The sequence below is a fragment of the Vannielia litorea genome, assembly GCF_018424695.1.
In the GTDB taxonomy this organism is placed as follows: domain Bacteria; phylum Pseudomonadota; class Alphaproteobacteria; order Rhodobacterales; family Rhodobacteraceae; genus Vannielia; species Vannielia litorea_A.
Genome location: NZ_QTNQ01000103.1, coordinates 1 through 11901, shown reverse-complemented (window position 1 = coordinate 11901; position 11901 = coordinate 1). Strand labels below are relative to the sequence as shown.

Genomic DNA, 11901 nt, shown 5'->3' with positions numbered 1-11901 from the left:
GGCGGGCACTCGGGGGCGGCGGTTTCCATCAACGCCTTCACGTCCACGTCGCGGCCGTCGATCCAGGTGGTCTGGTCGCCGGTGTGCTTGACGACGAGGCAGCGGACCTTGTCGGAGCAGTGCAGGAGCGCCGCATCGGTGTTGGACTTTAGCTTGGTGACACGGCCACCGCGGGGGGCAGTATCGGCGGTGATCACGCATTTGGCGCCGCTGTCGTTGATGCGGTTGGCCAGAGCGTCGGGAGAAAACCCTGCAAAGACGATGGAGTGGATCGCGCCGATGCGCGCGCAGGCCAGCATGGCATAGGCCGCCTCGGGGATCATCGGCAGGTAGATCACCACGCGGTCGCCCCGCATCACCCCTTGTGAGAGCAGCACGTTGGCCATGCGGCAGACTTTTTCGTGCAGCTCGCGGTAGGTGATGTGCTGGGCCGGCGTTTCGGGATCGTCGGGCTCGAAGATGATGGCCGTCTGGTCGGCGCGCTTTTCGAGGTGGCGATCGACGCAGTTGGCGGCGACGTTCAGCACGCCGTCCTCGAACCACTTGATCGACACATCATCGGACTTGAACGAGGTGTTCTTGATCGTCTCGGGGAAGGTCATCCAGTCGAGGCGCTTGGCCTGCTCGCGCCAGAACCCCTCGGGGTCGTTGACGGAGGCCGCATACATCTCTTCGTACTTGGCGGCGTCGACATTGGCGTTGGCGGCGAATTCTTCGCTCGGCGGGTAAGTGCGGGTGTCGGTCATTGTCGTCCTCCTCTCGGCCCCGGCGCATCTGCGCGCGCGGCGGGCCGGTCTTCCTCTGTGGCAAGTCGTAGGGGCGGCCCAGGACAAGGGCCAGCCCCCGAAAGGTCGCATTAGATCGCGAGATATTCGGCGCGCAGGCTCTCGTTCTCAAGCACTTCGCTTGCGGTGCCGTCGAAGACGATCTTGCCGGTGTCGAGGATGACGGCTCTGTCGGAGAGTTCAAGGGCGCGCACGGCGTTCTGCTCGACGATGATGGTGGTGATGCCCTGCTCCTTGATGACGCGGAGGGTCTTTTCGATTTCGTCCACGATCACCGGGGCGAGGCCCTCGTAGGGCTCATCCAGCAGCAGCACCTTGATGTCGCGCGAGAGGGCGCGGGCGATGGCGAGCATCTGCTGCTCGCCGCCCGAGAGGGTGACGCCCTCCTGGTTCTTGCGCTCGCCGAGGCGGGGGAAGAGCTCGTAGAGGCGGTCGAGCGACCAGCCGATGGGCGGGGCGATCTGGGCCAGCTTGATGTTTTCCTCCACCGTCAGGCCGGGAATGATGCGGCGATCTTCGGGCACGAGGCCCATGCCGAGCTGGCTGGCCTCATGGGCCTTCTTGAGGTGAAGCGGCTCGTGGTCCAGCCAGATTTCACCGTGTGTCACCTGCGGGTCATCCAGCCGGGCGATGGCGCGCAGGGTGGAGGTCTTGCCCGCGCCGTTGCGGCCCAGCAGCGCGAGGATCTCGCCCTCGTGGACGTTGAAGGAGATGCCCTGGACGATGTAGCTCTCGCCGTAATAGGCCTCCAGATCCCAGACCGAGAAGAAGGCTGGAGCCGTGGCCGCCTGGTTGGCGTTCTTGGAAAAGTCGGGTTTGACGTTCATGTCTGTCTCCTACGGCCTCAGCCGTGGCCTCCGAGATAGGCTTCCTGCACCTTGGGGTGGCCCTTGATGTTTTCGGGCGTGTCCTCGACGAGGGGCGTGCCCTGTGCCAGCACGGTGATCCGCTCGGCGAGCGAGAACACGACGTGCATGTCGTGCTCGATGATGGCGATGGTGATGTCGCGCTTTTCCTTGATCTCGCGCAGCAGGTCGATGGTGTTGTTGGTGTCGGCCCGCGCCATACCCGCCGTAGGTTCGTCGAGCAGCAGCATCTTGGGCTCCTGCGCGAGGCACATCGCCATCTCGAGCCGCCGCTTGTCGCCCCGCGAGAGCGAGGCGGCGTGCACATCGGCCTTGTCGGCCATGTTGACGTCTTCGAGCATGGCCATGGCCTGGTCGCGGATGTCGGTTTGCGAGCCCACCGAGCCGATAGCGTTGAGCTTGAAGGTGCCGTCACGCCGGGCGAAGCAGGGGATCATGGTGTTTTCGTACACCGTGAGATCGCCGAAGATCTCGGGCGTCTGGAACACCCGGGATATGCCCATCTGGTTGATTTCATGCGGCGTGCGGCCAAGCACCGACTGGCCAGCGAAGCTGACCGAGCCGCTATCGGGAATGAGCTTTCCCACGAGGCAGTTGAGCAGGGTGCTCTTGCCCGCGCCGTTGGGGCCGATGATGGCGTGGACGGTGTTTTCCTCCACGGAGAGGTTCACGTCCCCCAGCGCCTGCAACCCGCCGAAGCGCTTGTTGACGCCTTTGACTTCGAGAATTCCCATCTGTCCGTCTCCTTATTCGCCGGGTTGCTGTTTGGCGGCTTCTGCCTCGGCGCCGCCCGCTTTCTTGCCTTTGCGGCGGAAGGCCGCCCCGATCCGCTGGCCGCCTTCGACGAGGCCGCCGGGCAGGAAGATCACGACGAGCATGAAGAGGATGCCCAGTGTGAGGTGCCAGCCCTTGCCGACGAAGGGGTAGACAATGGCGACGAAGAAATCTTCGAGCCCGTCGGGCATGAAGGCGAACCAGCCGTGCAGGACGCTTTCGTTGATCTTCGAGAGGATGTTCTCGAAATACTTGATCATGCCGGCGCCCAGCACCGGCCCGATCAGCGTGCCCGCGCCGCCGAGGATGGTCATCAGCACGACCTCGCCCGAGGCGGTCCACTGCATCCGCTCCGCACCGGCCAGAGGGTCCATCGCCGCCATCAGGCCACCGGCAAGGCCGGCATACATGCCGGAGATCACGAAGGCCGCCAGCGTGTAGGGCTTGGGGTTGAGGCCGGTGTAGTTGAGCCGGGTCTGGTTGGATTTGATCGCCCGCAGCATCATCCCGAAGGGTGAGCGGAAGATGCGGATGGAGAGGTAGAATGCCACCAGGAGCACAATGGCGCAGAAGTAGTATCCGGCCGAGAAGGTGAAGGTCCACGGACCCACTGCCATATCCCAGGCCGAGCGCATTTCGAGCCCGAAGAGGTTTGTCACCGGGATTGACCCGTCAGCCGCGGCCGAGGAGCCGAGGATGCGCGGGTCACTCAGGGTGAGCTGGAGGCCGGTTTCACCGTTGGTGACGGGTGTAAGCACCGAGTAGGCCAGCGCGAAGGACATCTGTGCGAAAGCCAGTGTGAGGATCGAGAAGTAGATCCCGGAGCGGCGCAGCGAGACGTAGCCGATGACCAGCGCGAAGAGGCCCGCGATGATGACGCTGAGGATGATCGCCGGGAGGATGTTCATCGACAGCAGCTTGAACATCCAGACCGCCGAGTAGCTCCCCACCCCCAGAAAGGCCGCGTGGCCGAAGGAGAGGTAGCCGGTGAGGCCGAAGAGGATGTTGAAGCCGATGGCGAAGATCCCGAAGATCGCGAAGCGCTGCATCAGGTCAGGATAACCCGCGTTGAACTGGGCCAGCCCGCTATCGGTGGGAAAGGGGTTGAGGATGAAGGGGGCCAGCATTGTGAGCGCGAGCACCACCAGGAGGAGGTTGGTATCTTTCTTGTTCAGTCCGAGCATGGTCTTAGTCCTCCATCACGCCTTTGCGCCCCATCAGACCGCGCGGACGGGTCAGTAGGATGATGATGGCGACGAGGTAGATGATGATCTGGTTGATCCCGGGCAGGGTGGTGGTGGCCCAGGTGGTGGAGGCGAAACTTTCGAGGATGCCTAGGAGGAAGCCCGCGAGAACGGCGCCCGGCAGGGAGCCCATGCCGCCGACGACCACAACCACGAACGAGAGCACGAGGAAATCCATGCCCATGTGGTAGTTGGGCGCGTTGATCGGCCCGTACATCACCCCCGCGAGACCGGCCACGGCGGCCGCGAGGCCGAACATGAAGGTGAAGCGCTTGTCGATGTCGATGCCCAGCAGGCCCACGGTTTCGCGGTCGGCCATGCCGGCGCGCACCACCATGCCGAAGGTGGTGAACTGGAGGAAGGCGAAGACGCCGGAGATGATCAGCGCGGCGAAGCAGAAGTAGACGATCCGCCAGATCGGGTAGACGACGCCGGGCAGCACCTGCGCCACGCCGGAGAGTGCCTCGGGCGCGGGCGTCTGGATCGGGTTGGCCCCGTAGTAATACTTGACGATTTCCTGCAGCACGATGGCGAGGCCGAAGGTGACGAGGATCTGGTCGGCGTGGGGGCGCTTGTAGAAGTGCTTGATGAGGCCGCGTTCCATCACGTAGCCGACGAGCAGCATGACCGGGATGGTCAGCAGGATCGCCAGTGGCACCGACCAGTCGATGATGGCGTTGCCCGTTGCCTCGCCGAACCAGTCGGTGACATAGGGCACATCGGCCATCAGCGGATTGCCGAGGAAGTCGACCTGCCCGGGCACCTCCACCTGGTGGCTGAGCGAGAGCAGGCGTTGCAGGGTGACGGCGCAGAAGGCGCCGATCATGAACAGCGCGCCATGCGCGAAGTTGACCACGCCGAGCGTGCCGAAGATGAGCGTCAGACCGAGGGCGATCAGCGCATATGCGCTGCCCTTGTCGAGCCCGTTCAGGATTTGAAGTAGGATTGCGTCCATCGTCCCCACCTTGAGAGCGGCTTCAGTTTTAGTGTGGCCATTCACGCGGTGGCTGGCATGCCCCGCGCGTTCGGCCTCGACAGGTCCCTGTCCGGGAGTCTCTCACCAGTTTCTAGATCTTGCCGGGCTGTGCCCCGGACCCGCCGCAAGGGCGGGGAAGCTGGGGGGCGGAGCGCGCCCGCCCCCCCCCGATGTGCGTGGCGCGATCAGGCGCCGTTGTTGCACTGGCCGAGGTCGCCGCCGGCGAACATCGGGTGATCGGGCTCGTACCAGACCTGATCGACGGGCGTGACTTCGACCACTTCGAGAAGGTCGAACTCGGAGGTCGGGTTCTCCTTGCCCTTGGTGACCAGCACGTCCTTGAAGCACTGGTGATCGGCCGAGCGGTAGAGCGTGGGGCCGTTGCCCAGCCCGTCGAAGACGAGCCCCGCGTTGGAGGCGCTGTCGACACCCTCAAGCGAGGAGCCATCGCCCTCGAGCGCGGCCACGACGGCGCAGGGCTCGAAGGTGCCGGCACGCTCGACGGCGTCGGCATAGAGGATCGTTTGCACGTAGCAGGTGTGCGCGGCCTGGCTCGGCGGGAAGCCATACTTGGTGCCGAAGGACTTAACGAAGGCCTTGGTGCCCTCGTCCTGGAGCGACCACTGCCAGTTGCACGAGCCGAGGATGCCCTTGATGTTTTCACCGGCGCCCTTGGCCATCAGCTCGGAGTAGAGCGGCACGACGATCTCGAAGTTCTTGCCGTTCACCTGCTTGTCGCGCAGGCCGAACTGGACGGCGTTGGTCAGCGAGTTGACCATGTTGCCGCCGTAGTGGTTGAGCACCAGCACATCGGCGCCGGAGTTCAGCACCGGGGCGATGTAGGACGAGAAGTCGGTTGCCGCCAGCGGCGTCAGCACGTTCTCGACGGTTTCCCAGCCCAGCGCCTCGGTGGAGGCCTGAATCGACTCCTGCTGGGTCCAGCCCCAGGTGTAGTCGGCGGTCAGGTGATAGGCGCGGCGGTCGGAGCCATACTCGTTTTTCAGCACCGGAGCCAGCGCGGCGCCGGACATGTAGGCATCGAAGAAGTGGCGGAAGCCGTTGGCCTTCTTGTCCTTGCCGGTGGTGTCGTTGGAGTGGGTCAGGCCGGCCATGAAGATGACACCGGCTTCCTGGCAGAGGCCCTGCACGGCCACGGCCACGCCCGAGGACGAACCGCCCGAGATCATCACTGCGCCGTCCTTCTCGATCATCGACTTGGCGGAGGCGCGGGCAGCGTCGGACTTGGTCTGGGTGTCGCCGGTGACGTAGGCCACCTTCTTGCCGAGGATGCCGTTGCCCTTCAGCGCCTTGGACGAGAAGGTGTTGAGCATGCCGCCGTCGCCTTCACCGTTCAGGTGCTCGACGGCCAGTTCGAACGCGCGCAGCTCGTCGGCGCCCTCATCGGCATAGGGGCCGGACTGGGGCACGTTGAAGCCCAGCGTCACGGTGTCGCCGGTGGGCTCGTTGACGTAGGCGTTGGCCCGGCTGGTAAACATGGTGGGTAGGGCGAGGCCCGCACCGGCAACGGCGCCGGTTTTCAGCACGCCACGGCGTGTGAATCTTGATGTCGACATGGATGTCCTCCCGTTGAGTTTCGGCGACGCTTCGGGGCTCCTCCCCCGTCTTGCGCCACGGCCCATTTCAGGGCTGCCACATTATCAGGGGCACATGGCAAATCTGGCAACAAGCGCTTTGTCATAAACGATTTTTCTGTAAATATTTTGTCAGGCGTTGTAGCCAAGATGTAAAAATATTGTCACGCAGGCGCAGAATGGCGTTGAAATCACGGGAGAAAAGCCTTGGCCAAGAACGTGCTGACCGGCAGCCGCATCCGGGCGAGGCGGGCCGACCTTGGCCTTAAGCAGAGCGAGCTGGCCGAAAGAGTGGGGATCTCGCCGTCCTACCTCAACCTGATCGAGCACAACCGGCGCAGAATCGGCGGCAAACTGCTTGTAAATCTGGCCCGCGCGCTCGACACCGAGCCTGTCACGCTTTCCGAGGGGGCCGAAACCGCGCTGGTGGACGCGCTCCGCGAGGCGGCGGTTGAGGGCCCGCGCGCCAGCGCGGTCGCGCAGCCTGCGATGACGGCCGACGAAATGGAACGTGTGGAGGAATTTGCCGGGCGCTTCCCCGGTTGGGCCGCGCTGCTGGCCGAATTGCACGCCCGGGTGCGCGATGCCGAGCGCAGCGTGGAAGCACTCTCGGACCGGCTGAGCCATGACCCGCATCTCAGCGCCAGCCTACACGAGATGCTTTCGTCGGTCACCGCGATCCGCTCCACCGCCGCGATCCTCGCCGACACGCCGGACCTCGACCGTGACTGGCTGAACCGGTTTCACCGCAATATCAACGACGACAGCGCAAGGCTGGCCGAGAGTGCCGAGGGCCTGGTGCGCTATCTCGACGACGGCGGCGGCGCGGACAAGGGCGCGGGCACGCCGCAGGAAGAGGTGGAGGCCTGGCTGGCGGCGCAGGGCTTTCACCTCGCGGGGCTGGAAGGCGAGCAGGCGGAGGAGGCCGCACCGATGCTTGAGACGGCGCGGGGGCGGGGGCATCTGCGCAGTGATGCGGCGCAATCCATGGCGCGTGCGCAGATGGAGCGCTACCGTGCGGATGCCGAGGTGATGCCGCTGGAGGCCTTCGCCGAAGCAGCCGAGGCGGCGGGGTACGACCCGGGGCGCCTTGCCGCGGATGCCGGACTGCCCGTGGAGGCGGTTTTGCGGCGGTTGGCCAGCTTGCCGCGCGAGGGCCTTCCGGGGGAGATTGGGCTGGTGACCTGCGACGGCTCGGGCACGCTGACGTTTCGCAAGCCGGTTTCGGGTTTTCCTATGCCGCGCTTCGGGGCCGCCTGCGCTCTCTGGCCGCTGTATGCCGCGCTGACCCGGCCCACGCTGCCGGTGCGCGCTGTGGTGGAGATGGCGGGGCGCAGCCCGCGCCGCTTTACCGCCTTCGCGATCTGTCGCCCGGTGGGGGACACGGCCTTTGGACGCCCGCAGGTTCTGGCGGCGAACATGCTGTTGCTCGACGAGGGCTATGGCGGGGCACGGGAGGCGCGGGAGGTGCTGGAGCTGGGCACGTCGTGCCGGATCTGCCCGCGCGAAGCCTGCCCGGCAAGGCGGGAGCCTTCGATCATCGGGCGACAGCGGTAGGCTTGCGCGGCGCATTGGAAACCAAACGGGCCGCCCGGTGAGGGGCGGCCCGAGAACTTTCAGACAGACCGGATTAGCCGATCAGAGCGCCATCGTCGCGGGTGACCTGGATCACCGAGGAGCGGGGCAGGCCCTCGCCAGTGGGCCAGCTGCCGCCCGGGTGCTGGATGCCGACGAACATTGTGCGGCGATCCGCCGACCAGCAGACGCCGGTCACCTCGGAGCCGTTCGGGCCGGTCAGGAAACGGGCGATCTCGCCGGTCACCGGGTCGCCCACCAGCATCTGGTTGTTGCCGTGGCCCTCGAACTCACCTTCGTTGCTGTAGTCCCCATCGGTCTGGATCCAGAGCAGGCCGTTGCTGTCAAAGGCCATGCCGTCGGGCGAGTTGAACATGTTGCCCGGCGTCACGTTGTCGGACCCGCCATACTCGTTGTTCGGGTAGACCTCGGGGTTGCCCGCCATGACGTAGAGATCCCACTCGAAGGTACCGGCGGCGTGGTCATCCTCGGAGGGACGCCAGCGGACGATCTGACCAAAGTTGTTGGTTTCGCGTGGGTTGGGGCCGTTGACCGGGGTTTCGTCGCCTCCGGCATTGGCCTTCACGCCGCGGTTCTTGTTGTTGGTCAGGCAGCAGTAGGCCTCGACCGCGTGGGGGTTCACGGCGATCCACTCGGGGCGGTCCATCGTGGTCGCGCCCACGGCGGAGGCGCCCATGCGGGCGAAGATCAGCACTTCAGCCAGCGAGGCCATGCCGGTGCTTTCGGGCGTCAGCGCCAGCCATTCGCCGGTGCCATCGTCGTTGAACTTGGCGGCGTAGAGCGTGCCGTCATCCAGCAGGCCCTCAGTGGAGGCACCGGGTGCCCAGGTGCCGTTGGAGACGAACTTGTACATGTACTCGCCACGCTCGTCGTCGCCCATGTACACCACGATGCGGCCATCGGGGGCCACGGCACAGGCGGCGTTCTCGTGCTTGATGCGGCCAAGGCCGGTGTGCTTGATCGGCGTGCTCTCGGGATCGGTCGGGTCGATCTCGACGATCCAGCCGACGCGGTGCGGCTCGTTGGGGTTTTTCGAATAGTCGAAGCGCGCATCGTACTTGTGGTAGTCGTAACCCCAGCCGTCGGCGCCGATGCCGTAACGGTCGTAGCCATCGGGACGCGCCGCATCGGCATCGGTGGAGCCGAAGTAGCCGTTGAAGTTTTCTTCGCAGGTCAGGTAGGTGCCCCACGGCGTGCGGCCCGAACCGCAGTTGTTCATGGTGCCGAGCGAGGTGGTGCCGGTCGGGTCCGCTTCGGTTTTCATCAGATCATGGCCCGCGGCGGGGCCGGCGATGGTCATCGGGGTGTTGTGGGTGATGCGGCGGTTGAAGGGGCTGTCGACCACGACCGAATAGCCATCGTCGCCGGGGGCCACTTCCATCACCGTCACGCCTTGCAGGTTCTGCAGCTTCAGCACGTCATCGGCATTGGCCGGGACGCCTTCCTGATCGGCGGGCAGGTTTTCATCGTTGTTGGTGTACTCGGAGTTCACCGCGATGATCTCGTGGCCCTCGAAGGAGAACAGCTCCATGCCGTCTGTGTTTTCGCCAAACACCCGGTCGGAGCCGGCGACGGCGCCGCCACCGGCGTTCACGTCATAGCCCTCGGCATCGGAGAACAGCGGATCGCCCCAGCTCACCAGCACCTTGGAGGTGTAGCCCTCGGGCACATGCACCTCGTGGTCGGTGGCAATGTCGATGGGGGTGAAGGGGAAGCGGTTTTTCATCGCGTGGGTTTCGGCCAGCGCGGTGGTGCCTTTCAGCAGTCCGGTGCCCATGACGGCGGCGCCGGAGCCGAAGGCCAGCACGGAGCCGAGGAAGCCGCGGCGGGAGACGGCGCGCTCGACCACGCGGTCAAAGTCGTTCTCTTCGGGGCGGGGGAAATTGACCTCGTCCCAGTCGTCGAAGGAGAGGTTGTGTTTCTGGTCGGTCATGATGGGGGCTCCCTGGCTTGTCATCGCTTGGAATCGCGGTTGTCCGCGATGTCGGCCCCGTGGCTATGCGCTGCGGGACTCGGTTTTGTGACAGCCATGTTACGGTCAGATGACAGACGGTCTGACGCGGGGATAGATTGATGCACGCGATGGGCGAAATTGCGCCGAGCGTTCGTCCGGAAGTTTCAGGGCGTCAGGCGCATGTACGGGGCGGATTTGGCGAGGGGATAGGTGCCGCTTGGCAGAAATTTCACGCCTGAGAAATGCGTGCTTGCCAGCGCCTCCAGCCGGGTGCGCGTTGGAAAGGAGAAGTGCGTTTCGCTGTCGCGATAAACTTCGAGGCGGGCGAAATCCTCCCCGGTGAAGCCATGGGCCGCAGCGAGTTCATCGCGAGTGAAGAGCCGCTCAATCTGAGCAAACCCGTCGCCCACGCGCACGTTCGCGTCACCCTCGGGGTCTGACTGGGCCATGACCATGCGCCAGCGCAGAGCGTCCATCGAGCCCTGGCAGCCTTCGAGGCCGAAGGCGCGCAAGGTGGCATCATCATCGGCGGGCTCGGCGGCCAGAAACACCCGGAAGATCGCCGCACCGCCCGGGCGCAGAACCCGGCGCGCCTCGGCCAGCACCTGATCCACGGCGTCCGGGAAGGCGAGCATGGCGAGGCAGTTGTCGCCGGTGACGGCATCGAAGCTGGCGTCGTCGAACGGCATGTGCCGCCAGTCCCCCTGCACGGCGCGGCGCGTGTCGGTATCGCCCGGCCAGACGTGTTCGATCATCTCGGCGGACCAGTCCAGCGCCGTCAGATCGCCGCCTACGCTGTAGTGGTCGGGCGTGACGCCCAGGTTGAGCACCTTCGCCTCGGGGCGGGGCAGGAGGGTGCCGAGGTGCTCGGGCAGGGGAGAGAGGGGGCGGAGCGGCAGGCCCATACGGCTCCAGTGCGAAATCAGCTTGCGGAAATGCGGCGTGCAGTCTTTGTTCATGCGATATCCTGAAAAAAATTTGGCGCAACATGGCGAAAATTTCCGTTCTTATACACAGGTTTGATCGATTGCGCATCACCCGCTGGGGCCGATTGATGGAGGAGCGCTACATTCTTGGGCATCTGCTCCGTGTTCTGGAGCACCGTGGGCATGAGGTGCGCATCAGTCGCAATCCGGCGGAGGTGCCCGAGGGTGACATTTGCATCCTGCACGCGGACTGTTCGCAGGTGGCCGAACCCTACCTCGAAGCCGCGGCGCGGTTCGATCTCTCCATCAACGGCGAGGTGGCCGACATTCGCAAACGCGTGGTCAGCGGTGCTTTGCTGGACCGTGGCTCCGACCACGCCGGGCCGGTGTTCGTGAAATCGGATCTGAACAGCCAGGGGCGGCCTGAGCGGCGGCACAACCGCTCGGCGCGTAAGAGGTTGATGCAGCCGCCGCACCCTGTTGTGGGGGAGTTGCGGCCCTATCAGCGCTACGAGACCCTTGCCGATGTGCCGCCGGGAGTGTGGGACGATCCGACGCTGGTTGTGGAGCGCTACATGGCCGAGGCGCATGACGGTGGCTGGGCCAGCCGGAATTACGTGTTCTGCGGCCCGGTGGAGCGCTGCACGGTGCATCTTTCTGCCAAATCGACCGTGAAGGCGACCGATATCTACAAGAGCATGCCCACCGAGGTGCCGGAGCCGCTGCGCGCGCTGCGACAGAAGATGGGCTTTGACTACGGCAAGTTCGACTTCTTCATGGACGATGGCGCACCGGTGTTGATCGATGCCAACAAGACACCGGCGATGCCCAACCGGAATCCGGAGCTGCGCGCGCGGATCGAAGCAGGCAACGCGCTCTTCGCCGATGGGGTGGAGCGGATGCTCGCGGGGGAGCGGATTTAGGCGGCGGTCTCGGAGGGCGGCGGGAAGGTGGCCGCGAAGGCGCGTTTCAGCGCGAGGTCAAGATCGTCCATTGTGACCGGCAGGCCGAGGTCCACCAGGGAGGTGACGCCGTGGCCGGAGATGCCGCAGGGCGTGATGCCGGAGAAATGCTCCAGATCCGGCTCGAGGTTGATCGAGATCCCGTGGAAGCTGACCCAACGGCGCAGCCGGATGCCGATGGCGGCGATCTTGTCTTCGCGGGGCGTGCCGTCGGGCAGGGGGGGCT

The 11901-nt window shown here is 65.2% G+C and carries 11 protein-coding genes; 2 read left to right on the top strand and 9 right to left on the bottom strand.

All coding sequences use genetic code 11. The annotated features are described in order from the left end of the window. The 6 genes from DYI42_RS21215 to DYI42_RS21190 all read right to left on the bottom strand — a co-directional run. On the bottom strand, positions 1 to 746 hold a 746-nt coding region (locus DYI42_RS21215), incomplete at its 3' end, for an AMP-binding protein (protein ID WP_213548756.1). Between the two features lie 110 nt (positions 747 to 856). Next, positions 857 to 1612, bottom strand: a complete 756-nt coding sequence (locus DYI42_RS21210) for an ABC transporter ATP-binding protein (protein WP_213548754.1) — start codon at positions 1610 to 1612, stop codon at positions 857 to 859. 17 nt (positions 1613 to 1629) lie between these two features. After that, on the bottom strand, positions 1630 to 2385 hold the full coding sequence (locus DYI42_RS21205) for an ABC transporter ATP-binding protein (protein WP_213548753.1): 756 nt from the start codon (positions 2383 to 2385) through the stop codon (positions 1630 to 1632). 12 nt (positions 2386 to 2397) lie between these two features. Continuing rightward, the gene (locus DYI42_RS21200; RefSeq protein WP_213548751.1) at positions 2398 to 3609 is read right to left on the bottom strand and encodes a branched-chain amino acid ABC transporter permease; all 1212 of its coding nucleotides are present in this window, start codon (positions 3607 to 3609) and stop codon (positions 2398 to 2400) included. Positions 3610 to 3613: 4 nt separating this feature from the next. After that, a complete protein-coding gene (locus DYI42_RS21195) occupies positions 3614 to 4624 on the bottom strand; it encodes a branched-chain amino acid ABC transporter permease (protein WP_213548749.1) in 1011 nt (336 codons plus the stop codon). A 206-nt stretch (positions 4625 to 4830) separates the two neighbouring features. Beyond that, the gene (locus DYI42_RS21190) at positions 4831 to 6219 is read right to left on the bottom strand and encodes a substrate-binding protein (RefSeq protein WP_213548747.1); all 1389 of its coding nucleotides are present in this window, start codon (positions 6217 to 6219) and stop codon (positions 4831 to 4833) included. Positions 6220 to 6444: 225 nt separating this feature from the next. On the opposite strand from DYI42_RS21190, the gene DYI42_RS21185 reads away from it, so the two are divergent. Continuing rightward, complete coding sequence (locus DYI42_RS21185; protein ID WP_213548746.1) at positions 6445 to 7794, top strand: helix-turn-helix domain-containing protein; 1350 nt, start codon at positions 6445 to 6447, stop codon at positions 7792 to 7794. Positions 7795 to 7867: 73 nt separating this feature from the next. Here DYI42_RS21185 and DYI42_RS21180 read toward each other — a convergent pair whose 3' ends face one another. Beyond that, positions 7868 to 9766 (bottom strand): PhoX family protein, encoded by a 1899-nt coding sequence (locus tag DYI42_RS21180; RefSeq protein ID WP_213548745.1) that lies wholly within the window; start codon positions 9764 to 9766, stop codon positions 7868 to 7870. Between the two features lie 185 nt (positions 9767 to 9951). Further along, positions 9952 to 10746, bottom strand: coding sequence for a class I SAM-dependent methyltransferase (locus tag DYI42_RS21175; protein WP_213548744.1), 795 nt, complete (start codon positions 10744 to 10746; stop codon positions 9952 to 9954). Between the two features lie 95 nt (positions 10747 to 10841). Here DYI42_RS21175 and DYI42_RS21170 point away from each other — a divergent pair, with 95 nt between their 5' ends. Beyond that, entirely contained in the window at positions 10842 to 11636 is a 795-nt protein-coding gene (locus tag DYI42_RS21170; RefSeq protein ID WP_213548743.1) for a hypothetical protein, read from the top strand. Here DYI42_RS21170 and DYI42_RS21165 read toward each other — a convergent pair. Continuing rightward, a partial coding sequence (locus tag DYI42_RS21165; RefSeq protein ID WP_440870660.1) for a lipoyl protein ligase domain-containing protein occupies positions 11633 to 11901 on the bottom strand: 269 nt, incomplete at its 5' end. The genes DYI42_RS21170 and DYI42_RS21165 overlap by 4 nt on opposite strands.